Annotated in this window: 19 protein-coding genes; 1 reads left to right on the forward strand and 18 read right to left on the reverse strand. The window is 43.7% G+C overall.

From position 1 onward, the window contains the following. Positions 1 to 511 precede the first annotated feature (511 nt). From OCV47_RS08705 to OCV47_RS08755, 11 genes are all read right to left on the reverse strand, one after another. The gene (locus OCV47_RS08705; protein ID WP_262654745.1) at positions 512 to 4,405 is read right to left on the reverse strand and encodes a Spy0128 family protein; all 3,894 of its coding nucleotides are present in this window, start codon (positions 4,403 to 4,405) and stop codon (positions 512 to 514) included. A 21-nt stretch (positions 4,406 to 4,426) separates the two neighbouring features. Further along, positions 4,427 to 6,949: a collagen-binding domain-containing protein gene (locus tag OCV47_RS08710; RefSeq protein ID WP_262654714.1), complete on the reverse strand. Its 2,523-nt coding sequence runs from the start codon at positions 6,947 to 6,949 to the stop codon at positions 4,427 to 4,429. A 314-nt stretch (positions 6,950 to 7,263) separates the two neighbouring features. Beyond that, positions 7,264 to 7,410, reverse strand: a complete 147-nt coding sequence (locus tag OCV47_RS08715; RefSeq protein ID WP_262654715.1) for a hypothetical protein — start codon at positions 7,408 to 7,410, stop codon at positions 7,264 to 7,266. Between the two features lie 41 nt (positions 7,411 to 7,451). Beyond that, on the reverse strand, positions 7,452 to 7,898 hold the full coding sequence (locus OCV47_RS08720) for a GGDEF domain-containing protein (protein WP_262654716.1): 447 nt from the start codon (positions 7,896 to 7,898) through the stop codon (positions 7,452 to 7,454). A 142-nt stretch (positions 7,899 to 8,040) separates the two neighbouring features. After that, positions 8,041 to 8,295: a glycosyl hydrolase 2 galactose-binding domain-containing protein gene (locus OCV47_RS08725; protein ID WP_262654717.1), complete on the reverse strand. Its 255-nt coding sequence runs from the start codon at positions 8,293 to 8,295 to the stop codon at positions 8,041 to 8,043. Next, the gene (gene yicI / locus OCV47_RS08730) at positions 8,273 to 10,294 is read right to left on the reverse strand and encodes an alpha-xylosidase (protein ID WP_262654718.1); all 2,022 of its coding nucleotides are present in this window, start codon (positions 10,292 to 10,294) and stop codon (positions 8,273 to 8,275) included. Before yicI ends, OCV47_RS08725 begins: the two co-directional genes overlap by 23 nt. Then, positions 10,294 to 10,509 carry a hypothetical protein gene (locus OCV47_RS08735; RefSeq protein ID WP_262654719.1) on the reverse strand — a complete coding sequence of 72 codons (216 nt, stop codon included), beginning with the start codon at positions 10,507 to 10,509 and terminating at the stop codon, positions 10,294 to 10,296. The genes yicI and OCV47_RS08735 overlap by 1 nt, the downstream gene beginning before the upstream one ends. A gap of 153 nt (positions 10,510 to 10,662) precedes the next feature. Further along, positions 10,663 to 11,520 carry a carbohydrate ABC transporter permease gene (locus OCV47_RS08740; RefSeq protein ID WP_256301371.1) on the reverse strand — a complete coding sequence of 286 codons (858 nt, stop codon included), beginning with the start codon at positions 11,518 to 11,520 and terminating at the stop codon, positions 10,663 to 10,665. 14 nt (positions 11,521 to 11,534) lie between these two features. Next, positions 11,535 to 12,443: a carbohydrate ABC transporter permease gene (locus tag OCV47_RS08745; RefSeq protein WP_262654720.1), complete on the reverse strand. Its 909-nt coding sequence runs from the start codon at positions 12,441 to 12,443 to the stop codon at positions 11,535 to 11,537. 106 nt (positions 12,444 to 12,549) lie between these two features. Beyond that, positions 12,550 to 13,884 (reverse strand): type 2 periplasmic-binding domain-containing protein, encoded by a 1,335-nt coding sequence (locus OCV47_RS08750; RefSeq protein ID WP_256301375.1) that lies wholly within the window; start codon positions 13,882 to 13,884, stop codon positions 12,550 to 12,552. A 73-nt stretch (positions 13,885 to 13,957) separates the two neighbouring features. Beyond that, a complete protein-coding gene (locus OCV47_RS08755) occupies positions 13,958 to 14,974 on the reverse strand; it encodes a LacI family DNA-binding transcriptional regulator (RefSeq protein WP_256301377.1) in 1,017 nt (338 codons plus the stop codon). Positions 14,975 to 15,383: 409 nt separating this feature from the next. Between OCV47_RS08755 and OCV47_RS08760 the strand changes: the two genes are divergently transcribed. Then, positions 15,384 to 17,819 carry a glycoside hydrolase family 94 protein gene (locus OCV47_RS08760; RefSeq protein WP_262654721.1) on the forward strand — a complete coding sequence of 812 codons (2,436 nt, stop codon included), beginning with the start codon at positions 15,384 to 15,386 and terminating at the stop codon, positions 17,817 to 17,819. A 108-nt stretch (positions 17,820 to 17,927) separates the two neighbouring features. Here the strand turns inward: OCV47_RS08760 and glpK are convergent, their stop codons facing one another. The 7 genes from glpK to OCV47_RS08795 all read right to left on the reverse strand — a co-directional run bounded on the left by glpK (position 17,928) and on the right by OCV47_RS08795 (position 24,616). Further along, positions 17,928 to 19,427 (reverse strand): glycerol kinase GlpK, encoded by a 1,500-nt coding sequence (glpK, locus tag OCV47_RS08765; protein WP_262654722.1) that lies wholly within the window; start codon positions 19,425 to 19,427, stop codon positions 17,928 to 17,930. Positions 19,428 to 19,452: 25 nt separating this feature from the next. Next, on the reverse strand, positions 19,453 to 20,574 hold the full coding sequence (locus OCV47_RS08770; protein ID WP_262654723.1) for a carbohydrate kinase family protein: 1,122 nt from the start codon (positions 20,572 to 20,574) through the stop codon (positions 19,453 to 19,455). A 158-nt stretch (positions 20,575 to 20,732) separates the two neighbouring features. Further along, positions 20,733 to 21,473 carry a hypothetical protein gene (locus OCV47_RS08775; protein WP_262654724.1) on the reverse strand — a complete coding sequence of 247 codons (741 nt, stop codon included), beginning with the start codon at positions 21,471 to 21,473 and terminating at the stop codon, positions 20,733 to 20,735. Then, positions 21,467 to 22,177 carry an ABC transporter ATP-binding protein gene (locus OCV47_RS08780; protein WP_317244206.1) on the reverse strand — a complete coding sequence of 237 codons (711 nt, stop codon included), beginning with the start codon at positions 22,175 to 22,177 and terminating at the stop codon, positions 21,467 to 21,469. Before OCV47_RS08780 ends, OCV47_RS08775 begins: the two co-directional genes overlap by 7 nt. 30 nt (positions 22,178 to 22,207) lie before the next feature. Further along, entirely contained in the window at positions 22,208 to 22,579 is a 372-nt protein-coding gene (locus OCV47_RS08785) for a GntR family transcriptional regulator (RefSeq protein ID WP_117448464.1), read from the reverse strand. A 161-nt stretch (positions 22,580 to 22,740) separates the two neighbouring features. After that, positions 22,741 to 23,595, reverse strand: a complete 855-nt coding sequence (locus tag OCV47_RS08790; RefSeq protein WP_262654725.1) for a MurR/RpiR family transcriptional regulator — start codon at positions 23,593 to 23,595, stop codon at positions 22,741 to 22,743. 157 nt (positions 23,596 to 23,752) lie between these two features. Continuing rightward, positions 23,753 to 24,616: a ketose-bisphosphate aldolase gene (locus OCV47_RS08795; protein WP_117448466.1), complete on the reverse strand. Its 864-nt coding sequence runs from the start codon at positions 24,614 to 24,616 to the stop codon at positions 23,753 to 23,755. Positions 24,617 to 24,657 lie beyond the last annotated feature (41 nt).

Raw genomic sequence — 24,657 nt, forward strand, 5'->3', positions numbered from 1 at the left:
CTTATTGTCCTAAATATATGTCCGATTTCATTTATTAACGAGATATCTGCCAGCTTTTTAATAATCAGTAAATCCATCTGCAATGGTTTCCTGCTTAAATTTACTTCTCTGTGAAACTCCAGGTTTTTTCGATTCTCTAAAAATTCCAACTCTGTGGCACTACAAAATGCCGGATGCCACTGTATCACATCTCTTTCTTTTTTGATAGTTATCTCCTCCTTTATTTTAGCAAATCTGTCTCCTCGTTGCAATTCATTGAATGGATCATTCAGGTGATAACCTGCAGAAATGATCTTCTATTGATTCTTTTAGATATAAGATTTCAGAAATGTGTCAGGAAATCTTACTGTGCACTTGCACTTTGAAATGAAAATATATTTTTACTATACTCTTGCAGGTTGCATATGTCAATATGATATTCTCTTTTTATTTTTAATAATGCAACTTTCTGTTTTTTCATCAATAAAACAAGGCGCCCAGATCTCTCCGGGCGCCCCGCTGTTACACTAGCTTATTTGTTTTTTCTTTTGCGCAGGAATACGATCAGTGCAATCAGTACTGCCGCAGCTGCCAGCAGTCCTACATACAGTGCGATTGGTGTGGTATCACCAGTCTTTACTGTAGTGGTCTTCTTGGTCTTTGTCTCTGTCTCGACTTCAGATTCTTTTTCTGTTTCTTCCTCAGACTCTACTGTTTCCTTCTCTTTGTTTACCAGTTTAACATCAGTATTTTCATCAGATTTAATCTGGAATTCCTGACCATTTCCGGTAATCTCGAATGCGAAATCAGCTTCGTTGATTCTGTCACCCTGTTTGGTGGTCTCGAACAGATAGTATGTACCAACTGTCAGATCCTTGATCGTTACTTTTCCATTCTGCTCCAGTGTTGCACTCTTCACAAGTGTGTAAGTGCCGTCCTGATTCTTGGAGAAGACACCTGCGTAGAAAGTGGTTCCGTCTGCTGTGATGGTCTTGCCTGCAGCATTCAAAACAGATTTTTCAATCGTTACACTTCCCAGATCGATATCTCCACCTTCTCCCGGTGTAATGGTATCATTCTCGATCAGTCCAAGATCAATATCCACACCAACTGTGGCTTCTGCCTTGCCAGCCTGGATGGTGAATGGATACTGTTTTGCGGTACCATCGTCATTCATCTTGATAACATATCCATCCGGTGCGGTAGTCTCTACGAAGTAGTAGTTTCCTTCCGGAAGTCCATCTACCTTGATGTTACCATTGACATCTGTCACATATTCTGTCTCAGCGTATGCCTTGTAATCGGTACTTGGCTGCTGCTGATACAGCATGAACTTCGCACCGGCCAGCTTCTGCTGCTGTGGACCAACCTTTACAAGAGAAACACTTCCTGCAAATGTATTGGTGAAGTTCATCGCATCTGCTGCTTTGCCATCTGCATCTGTATAAGAAACTTCTGCGGTCATCTTTCCTTCGGTATCGGCTTTGGAGATCACAACCTTCACAGTGTAGGCTTCCTTGCTGTAAGTAATGCCAGTTTTCTGTGTATCTGTTTCTTTCACTACATAGGTAAATGTCTTTCCTTCTGCTTTATAATCATAGGTCAGATCATCAAATGCTACCTTTCCAGCTGCATCGTTGGTCTTGGTCTGAAGAAGTTCGGTAGTACCGTCTTCTTTTACTTCTTCCAGTGTGAAGGAGAAATCATCACCGGTCAGTGCTGCTCCGGTCAGCGTCTTGGTAGCTGAGAGAGGAACTTTCTGTTCTCCAATCAGCGCATCCTTCACAAGAATTGTTCCATCTTCTGCCTGAAGTTCTTTATCTACGGTAACAGTACCATCCTCATTCAGTGTAAATGGAATGTTGTTGGTAAATGCGTATCCTTCCGGTGCACTGGTCTCTACCAGGACATATGCTTCGCCACGGATCAGTTTTTCACTGATATCGTTTGCGCCACCATTAGATTCAAATGCTGTTATCTTTTCAGCGTTCTCTTTTACAGTACCATCTTCATTTATATCAGATGCTTTGTAAACTGTAATTGTTGCGCCTTTCACTTCATTCACTCCGGTAAGATCTGTCTTCTTAACATTTACTGCATACCTGGTATTGCTAAATGCTGCTGTAAATACCGTGCCATCCAGTGGTGCATATTCCTTGTCAGCCTGCTTCTTACTCATTACCGTAATCTTCTTGACACCATCTGCTTTTCCGCCATCTTCTACTTTGATCTGTACATCATATACAGTCTTATCATAGATGACATTCGGAAGCATTCCGGCATTTTCTTCTACGGTGTAGTTATAAGTACCATTTGTGTCGAATGTAATATCACCAAAGGATACTGCATTTGCATCTGTTACTTTAATGGTAGTCTGCTTTGGCAGAGGACTTTCTGTAGTACCTTCTTCGTTCTGAGCAGCTTTCAGAGTAAAGGTAAATGCATCATCTCCTGTTGGATACTCATCTGCATTGAACTCTTTTGCAACCTGAATTCTTGCAGTGCCTTTTTCGACATATGTGTTATGGAATGTTACTGCAAATGCATCATTTGCATCATTCCACTGAGTATAAGTTTCATCAGTTGATTTCTTATACTGGATTGCAACATTCTTCACACCATTCTGGCCATTGCTTACTATTACCCGAACATTCCAAACAATTCCGTCATAAGTAATGCCGGCCTGTTCATCATTCACTTCATGGATCTGATAATTGTAAGTTCCATTGTTTACATAAACAATAGTGCCAAATTCAGCTGTCTTGCTATCCTTGGTAACAGTAACTGTCTTGCTTCCATCAACTGTACCTTCTGGCATTGGGCTGGCTGCTTCGCTACCTTCAGCTTTACCTGCGGTCAGTACAAACTGGAATGTTTCATCCTTCCATGTAGTACCAGAGAAATCCTTGGTAGCTCTCAGGTTCGCAGAGCCTTTTTCGTAGTAGGTGTTGGTGAATGTGATATCTGCCCTCTTCTCTTCATCGCTGTCTTTAATCGTCTTGTCTATCTGAAGCGTACCATCGCCATTATCACTTACGACTACTTCCACTGTGTAGACATTATTGTCATACATAATTCCATTTGTATCTTCTGGGATACCTTCAGATACAGTATAAACATGTTCACCTACATCATCTAACGTATATGCAATCTTATCAAATTTTACATTACCAAATGCATCATTTTTCTTTGTCTGTAGAACAGTTCCTTCTTTATTTTTCAGTTCAAAACTAAATTCCTCAGATGTCAATTCTTTTCCTGTCAAAACCTTGGTTGCTTCCAACTCAAGTTCTCCAGTTGCTGTATACGTAATGTTGTTGAATGCAATTCCACCCACACCTGCTACCTTGTTTGCTTCTGTGCAGTCTTCCACGCTGCTTCCCTTGTAGTAGCTTGCTCTGCTGCTGTATCTGGTTATACGTGTGCTTCCTTCCAGTGCTGTCTCAGATGTTACTTCCACTTTCACTACATAGCTTGTGCCGTCAAGGATATATTTATCGGATGTTCCCGTCTCACTAATCTTATAATAGTAGGTTCCATTCTTGCTGTAGCTGATGCTTCCGAAGTCTACTGTCTCTCCATGGTTCTCTGTGGCCTTCTCTTCCAGCTTTTTGCTTCCTTCCGGCACATCACCGATCTGCTCCAGCTTGAAGGTGAAGGTCTGGTTTTCTGATGGCGTTTCCCCATCTACTTTCTTCACTGCCGTGAATCTTTCGCTGGTCGGCACCTCAGACTCACCTATCGTTGTGTTGTTGAAAGTGATTCCTGCCACACCTGCTACCTTGTTTGCTTCTGTGCAGTCTTCCACGCTGCTTCCCTTGTAGTAGCTTGCTCTGCTGCTGTATCTGGTTACACGTGTGCTTCCTTCCAGTGCTGTCTCAGATGTTACTTCCACTTTCACTACATAGCTTGTGCCGTCAAGGATGTACTTTTCGGATGTTCCCGTCTCACTAATCTTATAATAGTAGGTTCCATTCTTGCTGTAGCTGATGCTTCCGAAGTCTACTGTCTCTCCATGGTTCTCTGTGGCCTTCTCTTCCAGCTTTTTGCTTCCTTCCGGCACATCACCGATCTGCTCCAGCTTGAAGGTAAAGGTCTGGTTTCCTGACGGTGTTTCTCCATCTACTTTCTTCACTGCCGTGAAGCTTTCGCTGGCCGGTACCTCTTCCTCACCTATTGTCGTATTGTTGAAAGTGATTCCTTCCACGCTCTCTACCTTGTTTGCTTCTGTGCAGTCTTCCACACCGCTTCCCTTGTAGTAGCTTGCTCTGCTGCTGTACCGGGTCACGCGTGTGCTTCCTTCCATGGCTGTCTCGGATGTTACTTCCACTTTCACTACATAACTTGTGCTGTCAAGGATATACTCCTCGGATGTTCCCGTCTCGGTAATCTTATAATAGTAGGTTCCATTCTTGCTGTAGCTGATGCTTCCGAAGTCTACGTTCTCTCAGTTATTGTTTTCTTCCCTGGCTTGAAGCTTCTCACTTCCTTCCGGCACCTCACCGATCTGCTCCAGCTTGAAGGTAAAGGTCTGGTTTCCTGACGGTGTTTCTCCATCTACTTTCTTCACTGCCGTGAAGCTTTCGCTGGCCGGTACCTCAGACTCACCTATCGTTGTGTTGTTGAAGGTGATTTCAGTCTCATTACTAATTTTTACTAACTGATTTTCATCTGGCACTGAATCATTCGCTAGTACATTATTTCCTCTGTAATAAGAAACTGTTTTATTATATACCGTTTCAGATCCATTCACCTGTTTTGCAACAGATACTTTTACTACGTACTGCTCTGTTGATAAAGTATAACCTGTTACATCCTGATTCTGCGATTCTGAAATACAGTACCAGTGATCTCCTACCTGCGCATTTGAGGAATAGCTAATATCATCAAAAACAATGTTACTTCCTGCATTTTGTTTTGTCTGAATTGTATCCCACTTCCATGCATCTCCATCTTTCTTTAATTCGCTTAAATTAAAATTGAATACCTGTTCAGCTGTTGGTTCTGTATTATCGACTGTTTTAGTAGCCTTAAATCCATTTGACGCAGGTCTAATTTTTGATCCATTATATGGCCACATATGGCTCTCCGATCCATTCGTCTGTAAGGATTTAGCAATAATACATCCTGCATAGTTCATTGTTCCTTCAAATCTGACATCTGCATTTGGCGCAATAATATGTCCTAAATGCTGAGATGCATTTGAAATTACAACTTCTGTTGCATTTGGGAAAATATACACAATGCCCATTCCAGATGCATTATATTCTGTTTGATTACCAAAGACAGAAGCATCCGCATAAAATCGAATAGTACCATTGCTATCATCATATACCACTGAATCAGAACTAGTTCCATTTTCCCCTGTTTCCCATTTGAGTTGTCCGCCCAAATCATTTATATGTATATTGTAACTTTCACCTGCAATCAATTTATTTCCAGAAGGCGTACTATAACTTATAGATGATGCTACACTTTTCGCCTCTTGTGCTATACTGGCAAATGCTTTATTAAAATCAATATAATCGTCATTTTTTATATAACGAATCTGATTTTCCCAGCTCGGTTTACGGTCATTTTCTTTTCCCAAATATAAATACTTTGATGTTGTTCTTGGATCATATCCTCCGAAGTTTGCTTTTCCCTTAATATATGAATCAACTTTATGGACATATCCATTTCCAGATATCCACTGGCCATCATAATTACCGCCAACTGCAACAGGTCCAACTGAATGTCCCATACCTACATTAGTTTTTACAAATGTATTATAATTATTCAAAATATTATATAATGAATAATCTGTCATGGGCTCGACTTCTATTTCATCACCTGTATTTGCTATAACAATAATACTAAACGAATCTGTAATTAAACTAACTTCTTTCAGTTTACCCTTCTCATCAACATTAACACTATCTGTTACGTCTTCCATTACATCTTTCTCTTCATCCAGATGCAATACCTGTATACTATCTTCTGATGCTTCTTCCGACAGTCTTCTTGCTCTTTTATAAGAAACATTTACAGAAACCTGTCCTTCTTCCGGCTCTATTTCATTACCATCTTTATCTTCAAAATGCATATCATATACTAAATAATCACTATATGATACATTTTCCTCTTCTTGATACTCTTGCAGTTTCTGTTCTGCATAAGCATAATCTTCCCCATGAGACACTTCATTCAATTTTGTTACTATAAATGTTGCATCATCCGGTACTGCATCAGCTTTCTGAAGTGTCGCAGTTACCTTAACATTTCCGTCTTCATAAGTATAAACTGTTTTGGTAGCTTCCGTTGCTACTGCCCCGGTTCTCACCACGGCCACGTCACCCAGTTCTTTCGTACTCAATGATACAGCTTCCACTGCGCCGTTTTCGCTGGTCTGGATGTCTGCTGTTGCACCTGCCTGGTTCACGTAGGCACCTACGCTGCTGTCTTCCTGTCCTTCTGCCACTGCCAGCACCGCATCTTTATAGTCGATCTGTACCTGATAGTCGATATCAGACGGGATCTGTGCTTCACCGTCTGTGGTGAAAGCCAGATGGAACGCACTGATCCCCAGGACTTCCTGTGCTTCATTTGTCAGGGCATTTTTGATCTCATCATAAGTCACAGAGTTTTCTACCACTGGCTGTACCTCCAGCTCAGTGCCTGCCGGCATCTGCGCCTCATCCGGTACGGTTACGGTCACTGTGGCCTGATCTCCTTCACAGGTAAATACTTTCTGATCTGTGTATGCTGCTTCACTGCCCGTCTCACTCTCGGATTCTGATTCCTGTTCAGTGCCTGTTTCTGATTCGCTCTCAGACTCAGCCGGAGTCTCATCCTTCTTATCCTCTCCGCTTGTAATACCACCTACTACGATGGATGTGCTCGCCAGAACATCCATTCCGGTGTTGGTAAATACCATAGCACCTGCTGTCAATAATGCCAGGACCCTTTTCGTTCTCTCTCCCATTCTCATAGTTCAGCATCCTTTCCATTCTTTTTCATGCGTTTTCTCATATGTTTTTGCTTCTTATTCTCACTGCTCCGCCTGTACTGTTTCGACCATTGATATCTGTCTGTCATGCACATTGCCCTGAAACAGCTATTCTTATTTCACATTACCATCATTATACACCATAAATTGTTTCTTGAACTATTTCGGGTAACTTTTTTTCTTTCGAATTCTACGAAACATTTTCGTGATTTCCCCGGGTTTTCAGGAATGTTGCATAAATGAAGCATGATACATCTCTATTTCCATTCAACTGTCTCTTTCACGCCTGTGAACTGTCACAACAGCTTCATTTTTCCTTCAATAAAGTTTGACTCTGCATGTTTTTCATCCAGCAGCCGCATCTTCTCACATCGGGTGATCAGTTCATTCATAGTCTCTTTATCAATTTTGTTATAGTAGACAGCTCCTATGGAAAATGACATCGGCAGATTTTCTTCTTCACTGCTTTTGCGGAATGTTTCCTTCAGCTCATATACATAGTTCTCCAGCTACACCGGCTCAGTCCGCCAAAAATAATAGCATAGAGCTGTTCCATATCTGCCTTTTCTTTTTCCTGTTCAAAGTAGTTTCGGTTGTATACACCGGTTACCAGATCCCGATAAGCCAGTCTGGCGATCTCTTCTTCTTTCTTTTGCTGGAATCTCAAATGATAATGCTTCTTAATGCTGTTTTCCCGTGCCCAGAGAATCACCAGATACAGCAGTATCAGAAAGGACAGTATGCACAGCAGCAGCACCATTCGTACTTTTGGTTCTTCCTGAAACCGATATTCTTTTGTCACCGGCACTGACATGCTGGCCAGTTCCTCCCCGGAATTGCCATCAAACACTTTATAATTGCAGAGATAGCTGCAGTAGACATAGTTGTTCTCCAGTTCGTAGACTCCATAGCCATCCGTAGCTGCAAACACTCTTCCTTCGCTGTCCTCTCGTACATCCAGGATTCTCCGGTACGCATGATCTCTTTATCCTGTTCATAATACATCTGCCCCTGTTCTTCGCAGGACAGCATCAGCGGTGCAAAGAATCGTTTTGCATAATAATGCAGTGCTTTCAATCTACCGGATCATCACTGATCTGTTCGATGGCTTCCATCACTTCTTTTTCACAGTCGAAGGTCGCACGATACTCATAGTCCTCATCCATTAATTTCAATGCTCTATCTTCGTTATCCTTGAAAAATGGATCTTCCATCTGGCCGTTTCTCAACAGATCGGTATAGACCGTTCCCGGTACCACAGCTGTCTGGAAGTCTTCATCTCCCATGCGGCGCATGTTCCAGTTCTTATTTAATTTCTGTGTGTACATGCTGTTTTCCTCTCTCAATGGTATATTCTGTCTTTTCTGTACCCATATACAGAGTCAGTTTCATCAGTGGCATTGGTTTTTCAGAAGTCAGTTCAATGGTTCGGCCAGTTCTCTTCGCACGGATCACATTCACAATATGACCATCCACATCCGGTACTCTGCAGACTGCCTCAGCGCCATCCTGCAGCTGATACAGACGCAGATCCATCTGATTCTCATAGTCATAATCTGGCTTGTGATTTTCCCGTCCCACAGCCAGCAGTGTATTTTCTTTTACATACAATGGCAGAGAGAAGTAATCATAGGTATCTTCCTGCCAGCATCCGCCTCTTCTGGCTTCTCCGCTGAGCAGGTGAGTCCATACTCCTTTTGGCAGATAATACTGGCATACGCTGTCTTCCCGCAGGATCGGAGCAACCAGCAGTGCATCGCCCAGCATATACTGGCTGTCCAGATAAGCTACAGCCGGATCATTCCTATATTCAAATACCATCGGCCGCATCATTGGTGTTCCCTCTTCATGTGCTTCGATCGCTTTTGCATACAGATACGGCATCAGTGTACATTTCAGTTTGGAGAAATGTACAACTACATCACAGGCTTCTTCATCAAACAGCCACGGCACACGATAGCTTCCGGAACCATGCAGACGGCTGTGACTGGAAAGCAGTCCAAATGCAGCCCATCTCTTATACAGATCCGGTGTCGCAGTACTCTCAAATCCAGAGATATCGTGACTCCAGAAGGAGAATCCACTCATGGCAAAGGACAGACCGCCTCTTATAGTTTCTGCCATAGATGGATAATTTGCAAAACAGTCACCGCCCCAGTGAACCGGGAACTGCTGGCTTCCTGCTGTGGCACTTCTGGCAAACAGCACTGCCTCCCGTTCTCCTTTTTCTTCTTTTAACAGTTGAAATACTGCCCTATTATATAAGAAGGTATAGTAATTATGCATTGCATGTGGATCACTGCCATCATGGTAAACCACATTTACCGGGATACGTTCACCAAAGTCTGTCTTGAAGCAGTCTACCCCGGCATCCAGCAGAGTGCGCAGCTTATCCGTGTACCATTTCACTGCATCCGGATTGGTAAAATCTACCAGTCCCATTCCGGCCTGCCAGTTATCGGTCTGCCATACGCCCTTTCCATCTGCACGCTTCAGCAGATAGCCTTTTTCTGCGCCCTCTTTGAAGAACGGTGTGCCCTGTGCAATATAAGAATTGATCCATACACAGATCTTCAGTCCCTTGTCATGATATCTCTGAATCGTTCCTTTGATATCCGGGAAGCAGTCTTTATCCCATTCAAAGTCACACCAGTGGAATGCTTTCATCCAGAAGCAGTCAAAATGGAATACCCGCATCGGAATATCCCGTTCAAACATACCGTTAATAAAAGAGCTGGTGGTCTCTTCATCATAATTGGTAGTAAAGGATGTAGACAGCCACAGTCCAAAGGACCATGCCGGCGGAAGCGCCGGTCTGCCCAGCATAGCCGTATACAGCTTCAATATCTCTTTTGGTGACGGGCCATAGAAAAAAACATATTTCATCTTTTCACCCGGCACGGAGAATCCCACATATTCTACTTTCTCACTGGCTACTTCAAAAGATACCTGATCCGTGCAGTCTACGAAAACACCGTAACCTTTATTCGTCATATAGAATGGAATGCTCTTGTATGCGATCTGAGAAACGGTTCCACCATCTTCATTCCAGGTATCCACTGTCTGACCATTTTTTACAAACGCCGTAAAACGTTCTCCAAGACCATAGACACATTCTCCCACGGACAGAGACAGTTCGTTCATCATATATGGCTGATACTTTTCTGTCAGGTAATTGGCTTCGCCAAACATGGTACTTGGCTGGCGATCCCAGCGGATCAGTCCCAGATTACGCAGATTGCAGGAGGTCAGCACCTTGCCGTCCGCTTCAAATGCATAGGAGAACTGCTTCCGGTTCACACGGACCTGAAGTACACCAGTGTCCATCAGTGCCTCGTCCTCTGTAATGATAACTTTTGCTTCGCAGATCTCTTCTGTATGGTAATCGTCGGCATATTCAAGGTGCCGCCCCTGTCATTGGTATGTGCTGTCGGTGCAACGATGCGCATTCCTCCTGGAATCTCATCCACATAATAGCCTTCTGTTGCAAACAGCCCGTTGCTTCGTTCACTTCTTAACCAATATCCTTCTGTAAATTTCACGTTTTTTGCCCTCCTGTTTCTTATCCTATTACTTTCAAGAATGCCATTGATTATATTCATTGACAAGTTCCATTATTTTAAGAAAGGGTAATTTTTTCTGTCTCCACTAAAAAACGCTGCCTCATGTTTTCCCATTCAGCAGCGTTTCCATTTTTAGCCTTTTACCGCACCTGCGGAGACACCTTCTACAATAAATTTTGATAACAAGATATAGACAATAATAACCGGGAAGATAGAAAATGCAATCATCACATATACCTGCCCCATATCAAACTTCAGGAAGTCTGCACTTCGCAGCTGAGCAATCAATATTGGCAGTGTTTTCTTTTTATCCGTATGAAGTACCAATGCCGGAACAAAATAGTTGTTCCAACTCTGTACAAAGGTAAAGATTGCCTGCACTGCAATTGCCGGTTTCATCAAAGGAAGCGAAATAGTATTGAAAGTCCTAAATTCTCCAGATCCATCAATACGTGCTGCTTCTACCAATTCCAATGGAAGATTGCTCTCCATATACTGTTTCATATAGAAGAACGTAACCGGTGCCGCTATACTTGGAACAATCAGTGGAATAAAAGAGTCATCCAGATGCATTTTTCCAAGAAGCTGAATAAATCCGAGTGCAGTTACCTGTGTTGGGATCATCATAACAGCCAGAATAAAGGTAAACATAAATTTTCTTCCTTTAAAATCATAGGCGTGCAAAGCATAGGCAGTCATAGTAGAAAAATAAGTACACAAAACCGCTGAACTGGCTGCAATTATGATACTGTTAAACATTCCATGCCATACCGGAAGTGTCCCTGCCAGAAGATTTTTCCAGTTCGTAATCAGAAAACTTCCCGGAATTGCCGTAAATCCACGTTTCAATGCTCCATTAGATCTGGTCGCATTAATAAATAATACATAGAACCAGAACAGGCAGAGGAAAGATAGCAGAACCAGTACAATATATGCCAGGGTACGCTGACCTTTCATACTCATTCCTTTTTTCATTTTTTTGTTATTCATGATCTCTCCCCCTGTCAGTCTTTGGTTTTATTAAATCGGAATACAATCAGACTGAGTACACCGGTAATAATAAACAGGCATACTGATAAAGCACCGCCCATACCAAAGTTCTTACTGTACAAATGCTTATTCAGGAACATAATCAGTGTCATGGTAGATCTCATCGGATCACCGGTTCCATTTGTCAGAATCTGTGGTACATCAAACATCTGGATTCCTCCGATCAGTGATGTAATCATAACATAGATCAAAATCGGACGAAGCAGTGGCAATGTGATTCTGAAGAAAATCTGTGTGGCAGTAGCGCCATCTACTTCTGCTGCTTCATAGAGTGATGCATCAATTCCCATCATACCTGCCATAAGAAGGATCGTTGTATTACCAAACCACATCAGGAAGTTCAGTAATGCAACCAGCGTTCTTGTACTCCAGACATGGCTGAAGAAGCTATATGCTGATTTCAGTATTCCTGCATGAAGCAACATGGCATTGATTGGTCCTCCATCAGAGAACAGTGTAAAAAATAACATGGCAAATGCTGATGCCATAATCAGGTTTGGCAGATAAATAACCGTTTTGAAAAATCGTTTTCCTTTCAGTCTCAGACTTGGATTGGAGAACCATGCTCCAAGCAACAAAGATACCAGAATCTGTGGCACAAATCCCATAATCCACATAATCATGGTGTTTTTTAAATATACCCAAATATCACCATCCTGAAAGAGTTTTACATAATTATCAAACCCCACAAATCGCGGTCCTATCTGCATCAGACCAGACCGATAATTTTCAAAAAAACTGTTATATATTGTACTGACAAGTGGCACAAACTGAAATATGAGGTATACCACTACAAACGGTATCAAAAACAGATACCCCCATTTGTTATAGCGAACTGCCTTATGGTTTTGATTCTTTGGCATTTTCATTCTCCTTTCAGGCACGCTTTGGTTTTAAATATGCCTGCCCGATGATCAGGCAGGCATATTTCATCTTTTTACTTATTGAATGATTCGCTGCAATATCAGATTAGTATGTTAATTCTGGATATTTTTCTACAACTGCTTTATTAAACAGATCCAGTGCTTCTTCATAAGTTGCATTACCCTCGAAGTAGTTCTTCATGGCATTCTGGAATTCTTCGTTGCATCCCTGATCGTAAATGCTCATATTGCTCAAGTCAATCTTATCAGCTCCTGCACAGAACATAGCCAGTGGATTCTGTCCACCCAGAACTGCATCACCATAACTTTCATCAGCTGCCATAGCTTCCATAGCTGGTTTGTTGTTTACGAAATCGTTATCTGCTTTTACGATTTCTTCCATTACATCAACATTAGTTGTCATAGTTCTCATAATATCTGCTACCAATGTTGGGTTGTCTGTTCCTGTAGCTGCTGTAATCCATGTTCCACCCCAGTAGAAGCCCTGTGGTCCTTCTGTTGCAGCCCAGCCACCATCTTTACCTACGGATCCGTCCTGATCTGCACTCATAGAGAAATCAATGAACCATGCTGGTCCGAAGTATGCAAATACATTGCTGTCTGTGAAGAAGCCCTTGCTCCAGTCATCACTCCACAATTCTGCTGTGCCAGTCTCGCTTGCATCTACCATTTCTTTAGACATATCAACCCAATTCTTGATATTGTCGTCTACTGTAATCTTTCCATCTACTACCCATGGACTGCTTACATTGTTGGAGAATACACGATAGGTATCATTTACGGAAGAAGTCATCTGATAGCCTTTACCTGCCAGTTCTTCAGCAGTCGCTTTGAAAGAATCCCAGTCAGCAACTTTCTTCTGTACTTCTGCCGGATCATCTGTTCCAAATACTTCTTTGGCAATATCACGTCTGTAGATCATAGTTCCCGGGCATCCCTGCCAGGAAAGTCCTTTCAAATTACCGTCTGAATCCGTCATAACATCTTTTGTATACTGATACTGATCTTTGATTTCATCATCTGTAATACCAAGGTCTTTGATTGGCATTGCATAATCTGTATTCACGTATTTCAATGCATAGTCAGCTTCTACCAGGAACAGGTCGATCTTGTCATCATCTGCTGCATCAGCCTGTTTTAATAATGTTTCATCCAGATTATTCTGATATGCATTGTCATCTGAAGGTGTGATATTCCATACTACGTCTACATCACCGATCTTGCCATGTGTTCCGTCAACCTCTTCATATCCTGGATAGTGATCTGTCAGACGAGATTTAAATTCTTCATTCCAGCAGTAAATGTTTAATACTTTGCCTTCATCGGATGAAGCTGCGTCCTCAGCCATTACAGCAGTTGCACCCATCATAGTTCCGATCATTGCTGTTGTCAGAGTAATTGCCATCATTTTCTTGTTCATAATACTACATCCTCCTTAAAAAATAATATAAAATATGTATTTACCCTCTATCTGTTGCGCAGACCCCTCTGCGTTAACATTCTCGGTTACGTCCTACCGAACCTCCCTTGAACAGCACCCCGTCTACGGAGAACTTGTCCACCAGTGTGGTCTTTGGGTGTTCGATTAGGCTGATCAGCTTCTCTGCTGCCATTCTTCCGATCTTCCTGGTATCCTGACAGAGTGTGGTAAGTTTCGGTTCCATCATTCGTACCAGATCGATTCCGTCATATCCGGTAATGGATATGTCTTCCGGAATCCGAAGTCCCCGTTCCCTGATCTCATTCATGCCACCCACGGCTGCATAATCATCCGGGTACATGATGCAGGTCGGCGGATTTGGAAGATCCAACAGTTCGCCGGTTGCTTTTGCGGCCATCTCCAGATCGCGATAAGAAGAAGCCTTGACATATTCATCCGGGATCTCCAGTCCATATCTCTGTGTGGTCCGGTAGAATCCGCTGAGCCGGTTCCTCGTCACCGGGGTATCGTCTCCATGGATGTATGCAATCTTTTTGTGTCCCATACTGTATATATAGGAAACAAGTTCTTCCATTCCCTGAACATTATTGGAAACAACTGCAATTTTTCCTTCAAAGGTGTGGTCAATGGTGACCACCGGAAGTTCTGAGCGGATCAGATCCTGAATATCTTCTTCATAATACTTGAAGCAGGCTACTAATACTCCATCCACCCCCCGGTATCTGCATCGTTCGTAGAAGCTCATCTTCTGTCCCGCTGTGTTGCCGGCTATGAATGTGATGTCGTATCCTTTTTCCTCTGCTCTGTACTTGAAGCTTTCTAATACATGATTGAAATATTCATGTGTCAGTCCGTTCATGGCGGCGTCTACAAAGAGAACGCCAAGATTATAACTTTTCTTTGTCTTTAGTGCCCTTGCAGAAGAATTCGGAAGGTATCCCATCTCATGTGCTGTCGTAATAATCAGGTTCCTGGTCTCTTCTCCGATATCCGAATATCCATTCAGCGCTTTGCTGACACTGGCTACGGATACATGGCACTGTTTAGCGATGTCTTTCATCGAAACCATAGCGCCGTGTCCTCAATTCTTTGTTAGTCAAATTCAAATCCCTTAATCGTTTTCGTGACTGTATTGTATATCTTTTTGCACAAAAGTTCAATAGTTTTTCGAATCTTTTTGTATATTTCGCCATCTTCGTCTGGTTGCACAAAGAATCTCCCATTTATATTGTATATAAACTGGTACAAAGCACAACAAAACGCATACATGTTGCGAAACTTTTCGTAGCATATTTTCGAAAACGCAGAAAACCCAGAAAAACAGTTGCTTTTCCATTTCCTTTCCGCTATACTGAACTAAAGTCATAGATCACTTTCGTTTTCGCTTCATCGTTTTCGTATTATTTTTCAACTGTTTCCTTTACAAATTTTTGGATACTTACTATTTTATACCAATATTTTTTACGGAGGTTTTTGTTATGAAATTTGGTCATTTTGATGATGAAGCCAGAGAATATGTGATTACCACCCCGGATACTCCGCTTCCATGGATCAACTATCTGGGTACAGACGGATTCTTTTCTTTGATTTCCAACACCTGTGGTGGTTATAGTTTCTATAAAGATGCGAAGCTGCTTCGTATCACCCGTTACCGTTACAACACGCTTCCGATCGACTCTAACGGAAAGTATTACTACATTAAAGATGGGGATGTCATCTGGAATCCTGGCACTATGCCTTCCAGGACACCGGTTGATTCCTATGAATGCCGCCATGGCATGGGCTACAGCCGTTTCATTTCTTCTAAAAATGGTCTGGAAGCCAATCTGCTGGCTTTCGTTCCGGTGGATGCATCCTGTGAGATCAACAAGCTGGTTCTGACGAACCATTCCAATCAGGAAAAACCGATTTCTCTTTTTTCTTATGTAGAATTCTGTTTATGGAATGCAGTAGATGATATGACAAACTTCCAGAGAAACTTAAGTACCGGAGAGGTCGAGATCGAAGGTAGTACTATTTACCACAAGACCGAATACAGAGAACGCCGCAATCATTACAGCTTCTTTACCGTCAATGCGGATATCAATGGTTTTGACACCAGCCGCGATGATTTCCTCGGCAGAGGCAATGGCAATGCCATTCCGGATGCAGTAAAGGCAGGAGCATGTACCGGTTCCGTAGCCAGCGGATGGTATCCGATTGCCAGTCACCAGATTGATCTGACCCTTCAGCCGGGAGAATCCAGAGAGCTGATTTTCCTGCTGGGCTACTGTGAGAATCCGGAAGAGGAGAAATGGGAAGCTCCGAATGTGATCAATAAAGCTCCTGCTCACAAATTGATGGAACGTTTTGCCACTGACGAACAGGTTCGCAAAGCTTTCGATGATCTGCATGCTTACTGGGATCAGCTTCTGGCACGCTACACAGTAAAGAGCCAGGATCCACATGTAAACCGCATGGCCAATATCTGGAACCAGTACCAGTGTATGATTACGTTCAATATGTCCCGTTCCGCTTCTTACTATGAATCCGGAACTGGCCGTGGTATGGGATTCCGTGATTCCTGTCAGGATCTTCTGGGCTTCGTACACCTGATCCCGGAACGTGCCAGAGAACGTATTCTGGATATTGCTGCCACTCAGTTTGAAGACGGAAGCGCTTATCACCAGTATCAGCCATTGACCAAGAAAGGTAATCTGGACATCGGAAGTGGATTTAACGATGACCCGCTGTGGCTGATCGCCGCTGTATCCGCTTATCTGAAAGAGACCGGTGACTTCTCTATTCTGAATGAAATGGTCGATTTTGATAATCAGAAAGAAAAAGCAGATACCCTTTACGAGCACCTGCGTCGTTCCTTTACTTATACCCGTACACATCTCGGCCCGCATGATCTGCCGCTGATCGGCCGTGCTGACTGGAATGACTGTCTGAACCTGAACTGTTTCTCCAAAGAACCAGGTGAATCCTTCCAGACCACCGGACCATCTGAGGGACCTGTAGCAGAATCTGTATTTATCGCAGGTATGTTTGTAAAATACGGAAAAGAGTTTGCTGACATCAGCCACCTCTCCGGGCACGAAGATCTGGCAAAAGAAGCAGAAAAAGCAGTTTCTGAAATGTACGATGCCGTACTGGCTGCCGGCTGGGATGGCGAATGGTTCCTGCGTGCTTACGATGCAGAGAGCCAGAAAGTAGGATCCCATGAATGCGAAGAAGGAAAGATCTTCATCGAACCACAGGGCTTCTGTGTCATGGCCGGTATCGGCGTAAAAGAAGGTCTGGCCGAAAAAGCTCTGGATTCTGTAAAAGAACATCTGGATACCAAATATGGTATCATGCTTCTTCAGCCAGCCTATACACATTACTATCTGAACCTCGGTGAGATCTCTTCCTATCCACCAGGATATAAGGAAAATGCCGGTATCTTCTGTCACAACAATCCGTGGGTATCCATTGCAGAAACTGTGATCGGCAGAGGAAAACGTGCTTTTGAAATCTACAAGAAGACCTGTCCATCCTATATCGAAGAGATCAGCGAGATCCATCGCACGGAACCGTATGTATACTCACAGATGGTAGCCGGTGCTGATGCCAGGTTCCACGGAGAAGCCAAGAACAGCTGGCTGACCGGAACCGCTGCATGGACCTTCTGCAACCTGTCCCAGGCTATTCTGGGCGTACAGCCTTCCTACGAAGGACTGACCATCGATCCGTGTATCCCTGAAGATTTCGGTGACTTCCAGCTGACCCGCCGTTTCCGTGATGCAATGTACTACATCGATGTAGTCAATCCAGATCACGTTCAGAAAGGAGTACAGAAAGTCACCGTTGACGGAAAAGATTATGATGGATGCCTGATTCCATTTGAAGACGGCAAAAAAGAATATCACGCTACCGTACATATGGGCTAACCATTGGGGACGGTGTTTTCTGGCTCTCTCCAAACGAAAGGAGGCAAAGAAAAGTGGCTCTAAACCGCCACTTTTCTTCTGTCTCCTTTATTTTTGTTTCCCGTTGATTTATAATTCTTCTTTCGCCCATCCATAGGCATATTTTACTGCTTTGTTCCAGCCTTTGATCCGCTTTGCACGATCTTCTTCTGTGATCTCTGGATAAAATACCCGATCAATGGCCTGATTCTTGCGCACTTCTTCTTTATTCTTCCAATAGCCCACTGCCAGTCCGGCCAGATACGCTGCTCCCATCGCTGTAGTCTCCACACACCCCGGACGTTTCACCGGCGCATTGATCACATCAGCCTGTGTCTGCATCAGGAAATTATTGGCACTGGCTCCGCCATCCACTTTCATAGAAGATAATTCCATACCAGAATCTGCTTTCATGGCTTCCAGTACATCATTCACCTGATAGGCGATGGATTCCAATGTGGCACGTATGATATGGTATTTGTTCACACCACGGGTGATTCCCACAATGGTTCCCCGTGCATATTGATCCCAGTGCGGAGCCCCCAGTCCGGTGAACGCCGGGACTACATAGCATCCGTTGGTATCTGGCACTTTTTTGGCCATATATTCGGAATCCTGTGCAGAATCAATCATCCGCATCTCATCCCGCAGCCACTGGATCGAAGCACCTGCTACAAAGATCGATCCCTCCAGTGCATAATTTACTTTGCCGTCCAGCCCCCATGCAATGGTTGTGACCAGCCCATTCTGAGAAAATACTGGTTTTTCACCGGTATTCATCAGCATAAAGCATCCGGTACCGTATGTATTCTTTGCCTCACCGGCTTCGAAACAGGTCTGTCCAAACAGTGCCGCCTGCTGGTCTCCCGCTGCCCCGGCAATCGGGATTGCACCACCCAGATAGGAAGGATCTGTGGTGCCATAGACGCAGCTGGAAGGCTTCACTTCCGGCAATATACATTTTGGAATATTCAGTTCCTGCAGGATCTCATCATCCCACTGCAATGTATTGATATTAAAGAGCATGGTGCGGGATGCATTGCTGTAATCTGTCACATGCACCTTTCCCTTTGTCAGCTTCCAGATCAGCCAGGTCTCCACCGTTCCAAAGAGAAGTTCACCTTTTTCTGCCCGCTCCCTGGCTCCCGGCACATGCTCCAGGATCCAGCGAATCTTTGTCGCTGAAAAATAAGCATCGATCACCAGCCCGGTCTTCTGGCGAAACATCTCGGTCAGCCCCTTTTCCTTCAGAGAATCACAGTATTCCGAAGTTCTGCGGCACTGCCACACAATGGCATGATAGATCGGCTCTCCCGTCTCATTATCCCAGATAATGACCGTTTCTCTCTGATTGGTAATGCCGATTGCTGCAATATCCTGTGCCGTGGCACCAATCATGTTCATCGCTTCGACTGCCACTCCCAGCTGACTGGCCCAGATCTCATCTGCATCATGCTCCACCCATCCCGGTTTGGGGAAATACTGTCTGAACTCCCGCTGTGCCACACTGCACATATTCCCCTTTTCATCAAACAAAATACAACGATTGCTGGTTGTCCCTGCATCCAGCGCCATAATATAGTTCGCCATATCTGCATCCTCCTATATGCCCAGACTACTCTGCTTTTTCCCATCCGGCATCCATCTTTTTCTTCAGTTCTTCAAAAGACTTCAACCCACTTAATGCATCGTAAGCTGCCACACAGGAAGCTCCGGTTCCTGCCGCCAGATGCAGGGCATCTTCCGGTGTATAGCCATCTGTCATGGCTGTCAGAAAAGCAGCAATTGATGTATCCCCTGCTCCGGTACCAGACAATACTTTCTCCGGTACATAGCTTTTCTCAAAATATTCTTTACCTGCCCAGGCCTCCACATCCAGCTCCAGGCGGTCTGTAATCTGGGACAATACCTCCTTTGATGCACTGCAAAAATACATGCCCGGCGCGCCACATTTTAAGAGAAGAACCTTCACGCCCATCTTCATGCACTCATCTGCCAGTGGTTTCACATCTTTCTCAATATCCAGGATTTCCGTGACATCTCTTCCGGCTGCTCTCTCCTGCCATTCCTGGAATCGTTCCTTATCCAGCATATAGCAAAGTTCCTCCACACTTGGAACAAAAATATCCACATATGGCATGACACGCTCCAGCACATGATGCCAGTCTACCTGTCCGGCCTCAGAAGCTTCATCTACCGCAGCCAGATCCATCGATGTGGCTACTCCTGCCTCTTTCACCATCTTCATCATCTTCACCAGTTCTTCTCCATCATTCACATACATGGATCGCATGATAGGCGGATATCCAAAATGGAATAACGCTGCATCCTTTAATTCTTCTTCCGGAATGTCATCAGCATAAAATGCGTTATTTGCTCCCGGATTATGCAAAAAGATCCGGTCAATACCAGGTACTGCCACCACTACTGTATAAGAGGTTGCTGCGGTATCCGAAATCAAAAGGCCATCTTCCAGCCCATATTTCTTCAGCACATTCTTTACAATTCCGCCAAAAGCATCATTTCCGATTTTTCCCATAAGGGAAACATTTCCACCCAGAATCTTCATTGCAAGACCGGTATTTGCCACAGCCCCTCCCGTACTGACTGTCGCATCTCCCACTTCAATCAGCTTGCCGGGAATAAGCAGTTCGTTGATCTTCGCTCCTTTTTTCCCAGGGATTGCCGGTGTGATATCAACGCAAATATGGCCTGCTGCGATCATCTTCTTTTTCATGTTATGTAAACCTCCCATATATCGTTTTACGTAAAAAATGGATATAACGGAACTTTTTCACGCTCCTTTATATCCATTTTACACAATTACCACACTCTATTCAAGTGGACATCTGTCACATTTGCTATGAAACAGGTTACTGTTCACTCCGTAACCAGCTACACGCTCAGTTTTTTCTCCATGATCCATCCACTGAGCAGATATACCGCCGCTGATGCGGCCATAGCAGCCACAATATACAAAACAAACTGCAGATCATCATTGTGAAGTACCGGCAAATGATCCAGCCCCAGTCCCATCAGCCAGGACAGAACCATAAAGATCACAAATGCGACCAGTCCGCTGGCCTTCTTTCCTGCCAGTACTGTTGCAGAAAGGATCACCGCCAGATCTGCATTCACGATATAGACCATCCAGCTGGCCAGTGTCGTGAAAAATACAAACGCAGCATCTTTTGCGCTGATATTCATATTCATACTGACATCCAGAAAATTCTTCACCATATTCATCATCTCTTTTACGCCGCCAATGTACAGGGTTGCTATCAGTACATCCAACGCAGCCACCAGTGCGAAAAAGATACCGGTTATCAGAATGGAGATCCCATTTTCCAGCACCTTAGCTCCAAGAATTTCATAGCTGCTGTGCGGTGTCAGGAACAACATATAACTCTGCTTCGTATTCAGATCACGATGCAGCGCCAGCACGCTTTCCAATCCGATATAAGCAATGCCAATCACAGCGCAGAGAAACAGCATCATAATACCTGTTGCCAGAAGTCGGTCTTTTTCCAGAAATACCCCCAACAGAAATGCCAGTTCCGCTACCAGTGTAACCACCAGCAGTATCAGTTTGGAAAATCCTGTTTTCCGAAATTCATATTTCATTAGCTTTAACATTGTCCTTCTCCCCCATGTCCATAGATTTCACGATATAAGTCTACCACTGACTTATTCTGATTCATGCGCAGATCCTCGATCATGCACTGTTCGACCAGGTGTCCGTCTTTCATAAAAAGTGCCGCATCTGCTACCCGCTCCAGTTCATCTACCAGATGGCTGGAAACCACCAGCGTCACATCTTTATCCATCGCTTCCAGAATGCTGGTCATGATCTGATCTCTGGCCAGAAGATCAATCCCATTCAGTGGCTCATCCAGCAGATATACTTTTGCTTTTCGTGCCATGGTAACTGCAATCTTCAGCTTTGCCATCATACCGGAAGAAAGCTTCTTTGCCTTCATATCCTCTGTCAGTTCCATCCGTTCCAGCATCTGATGATACTTCTCCATAGAGAAATCCTCAAAAAAGTCCTCATAGTACTTTCCCACATCTCCCACGGACATCCAGCTATAAAAATACGGTTCGGTGGACATATAGGCAATCTCTTTCTTGCTCTCTTTTCCCACCTGGTTGCCCTCATAAAGGATCTCACCCATACTTGGCTTCACCAGTCCTGCCGCCATCTTCATCCAGGTAGTCTTACCGCTGCCGTTCGGTCCCAGCATGGCATATACCAGTCCAGGCTCCAGCTTCAACGATACTCCATTCACTGCGGTCTTACTTCCATAATTCTTCGTAACTTCCCTGCTCTCTAAGATCATCTCTGTCATCTCCTCATTTTGCTTCCTGCTCTACTTTTCTTCTTTCTCCTGGAACTCGCTCTGCTCCAGAACCTTTATCGCCTCTTCCTGGGTGAAGCCAAGCTGCTTCATCCCCTCCAGGAATTCATAAATCAGTGTTCCCGCCATCTCTCTCTTCATATTCTTCACCTTCTCCGGATCCTGTGTCACAAATGTCCCCATGCCTCGTCTGGTAAAACAGACATCTTCCATCTCCAGTTCCTTGTATACTCTGCTGACGGTATTCGGATTAATCGTATAGGCCACCGCCAGATCCCGCACAGATGGAAGCCTGGCTCCAAGCTCCAGCCTGCCTGTCACGATATCCCGCTTAATGGAATTCGCCACCTGCAGATAAATCGGTAATGCCGGATTATATTCCATGGTGCCCTCCTTTTCATTTTTGTATTACTGTCATAGTTGAATAGTACACTAGTATTTTAGTTTTGTCAACACTTTTTTACTCCATAAAAAAGACAGCCTGTTTTTCATCGAAACAAACTGTCTTTCATTTTCTATTTTTCATTGATATATTCCATATCTTACTATCTGCTAACCGCCTTTGGCATAACACCATTTCCTTCTGCAGAAGGACTCTCTGATGCCCTCTCCGCCTCCAGCAATTCCTGATTTACCATAAAGTTCAGAACCGTGTCTACGATCACATATTCATTAAAATAAGAATATCCATTGTAAAAATCAAAAGCCTCCTGTCTGACACTACTGTTCAACACATAGTCTGCCAGCTTGGCTACTTCGCTTTTCAGACTCGCTGTGATCGCAATCACCTTCATATCCTTTCCCTTTGCAATGGTCATACCATCAATCACTCTTTTGGAGATTCCTGACTTGGAGATCCCTACTACTACTTCATCTTTATTGGCCAGATTGATATGACTGATGCTGTATTCCGGAAGTTCCGAATAGGTGCAGCGAATACCCAGACGTTCCAGACGAAATCCCATATAACGAGATACATTGGTGGCATTGCCACAGGCAATCAGATGTACCATCGGCGCATTCTTCAGTACTTCCAGCACTTCTCTCAACTGACCCAGATCCAGGCGTTTTCCTATCGCCAGTACACTGTCCGCCAGTTCTTCCACGTAACTTCCAAATGCATCGCCGCTTTTCTTCACCCTATGCTGTTTTTTCCCCAGATCTCTGGACAACAGAAGCCGGAACTGATAATATCCTTCATATCCCAGATGATGGCACAAACGCACAATCGTCGCCACACTGACATCACTTTTCTTGGCCAGATCTGCCACATTATAGTTCACTACGTTCTGTGGCTTTTTTAAAATAGCATCCACAACCTTCTTCTCAGCCGGGAACAACTCCATATATTTTTCATTAATAACTTCCAGGACTTCTTCATCCTCTATATTTTTTTTCATCGTTTTGATCCTTTCAGGGAAATATGTTATACGTCCGTCACCGCCTGTCTATATTTATGTACCAGTAATTATAACAAAAACCGGAAGAAATCATAAGTAACTTTCTTCCAGTTTTCGTGTTTTACCTTATGAATTTTTCAAGATTTTTCTACAATTATTAGTACAATACAGCTTTTCCTGTTGTCTGGAAGAGGTCAAGTTTATGTTTTACAACTTCTTTCATAGCTTCCATACATGGAGGTTCGATATCACCTGGCTCTCTTAATCCTTTGTCCAGAAGCACTTCACGCATCTTTGTGAAGTAAGCAGCTTTGATATCAGAAGAAATATTAATCTTGCAGATACCAAGTGTTACAGATTCGCCAATTTCTTTATCTGGGTTGTTAGATCCACCATGAAGAACCAGAGGTACATTTACTTTTGCTTCGATCTCTTTCAGGATATCCAGTTTCAGTTCTGGTTTCATGCCTGCCGGATACAGTCCGTGGCAAGTTCCGATTGCAACTGCAAGAGTATCTACGCCGGTAGCTTCTACGAATTTTACTGCATCATCAGGATCTGTGTAGATGATCTGAGCTGCTCCACCTTCCAGATCAGCAGGGTTTGTAGAACCGATGGTTCCCAGTTCTGCTTCTACAGATACGTTAACCGGATGAGCTGCTTCTACCACTTTCTTAGCGCCTGCGATGTTTTCTTCAAATGGAAGAGATGCTCCATCAAACATAACAGATGTAAAACCACACTGGATTGCTTCGATAATGGTTCCAAAGTTGCTGCAGTGATCCAGATGGATACAAACAGGTACTTTAGATTTCAGAGCACGCTGTCTGATAGCGCCTACCATGTCAGGACCTTCAAATGCCAGTTCATCTGGATGAATTTCAATGATTACAGGTGAATTGGTAGCTTCACATTCATCCATGATTCCCAGGAACATGGACCAGTCTGCTACGTTAAATGCAGGAATTGCGAATTTGTGCTCCTTTGCTACTGCTAAGATTTCTTTCATGTTGTATAACATTTTTCTTTTCCTCCTCAATAGAAAAAAGTTTATATTGTCGT

It is taken from the genome of Muricoprocola aceti (assembly GCF_025567005.1).
Taxonomy (GTDB): Bacteria; Bacillota; Clostridia; order Lachnospirales; family Lachnospiraceae; genus Marvinbryantia; species Marvinbryantia aceti.

Bases quoted from the DNA above. Each gene is read 5' to 3' on its own strand.
- OCV47_RS08710 (WP_262654714.1), bottom strand. From the start codon at position 6,949: ATGAGAATGGGAGAGAGAACGAAAAGGGTCCTGGCATTATTGACAGCA.
- OCV47_RS08715 (WP_262654715.1), bottom strand. From the start codon at position 7,410: ATGTCATTTTCCATAGGAGCTGTCTACTATAACAAAATTGATAAAGAG.
- OCV47_RS08725 (WP_262654717.1), bottom strand. From the start codon at position 8,295: ATGTACACACAGAAATTAAATAAGAACTGGAACATGCGCCGCATGGGA.
- yicI (WP_262654718.1), bottom strand. From the start codon at position 10,294: ATGGACACTGGTGTACTTCAGGTCCGTGTGAACCGGAAGCAGTTCTCC.
- OCV47_RS08740 (WP_256301371.1), bottom strand. From the start codon at position 11,520: ATGAATAACAAAAAAATGAAAAAAGGAATGAGTATGAAAGGTCAGCGT.
- OCV47_RS08745 (WP_262654720.1), bottom strand. From the start codon at position 12,443: ATGCCAAAGAATCAAAACCATAAGGCAGTTCGCTATAACAAATGGGGG.
- OCV47_RS08750 (WP_256301375.1), bottom strand. From the start codon at position 13,884: ATGAACAAGAAAATGATGGCAATTACTCTGACAACAGCAATGATCGGA.
- OCV47_RS08755 (WP_256301377.1), bottom strand. From the start codon at position 14,974: ATGGTTTCGATGAAAGACATCGCTAAACAGTGCCATGTATCCGTAGCC.
- OCV47_RS08760 (WP_262654721.1), top strand. From the start codon at position 15,384: ATGAAATTTGGTCATTTTGATGATGAAGCCAGAGAATATGTGATTACC.
- glpK (WP_262654722.1), bottom strand. From the start codon at position 19,427: ATGGCGAACTATATTATGGCGCTGGATGCAGGGACAACCAGCAATCGT.
- OCV47_RS08770 (WP_262654723.1), bottom strand. From the start codon at position 20,574: ATGAAAAAGAAGATGATCGCAGCAGGCCATATTTGCGTTGATATCACA.
- OCV47_RS08775 (WP_262654724.1), bottom strand. From the start codon at position 21,473: ATGTTAAAGCTAATGAAATATGAATTTCGGAAAACAGGATTTTCCAAA.
- OCV47_RS08780 (WP_317244206.1), bottom strand. From the start codon at position 22,177: ATGATCTTAGAGAGCAGGGAAGTTACGAAGAATTATGGAAGTAAGACC.
- OCV47_RS08785 (WP_117448464.1), bottom strand. From the start codon at position 22,579: ATGGAATATAATCCGGCATTACCGATTTATCTGCAGGTGGCGAATTCC.
- OCV47_RS08790 (WP_262654725.1), bottom strand. From the start codon at position 23,595: ATGAAAAAAAATATAGAGGATGAAGAAGTCCTGGAAGTTATTAATGAA.
- OCV47_RS08795 (WP_117448466.1), bottom strand. From the start codon at position 24,616: ATGTTATACAACATGAAAGAAATCTTAGCAGTAGCAAAGGAGCACAAA.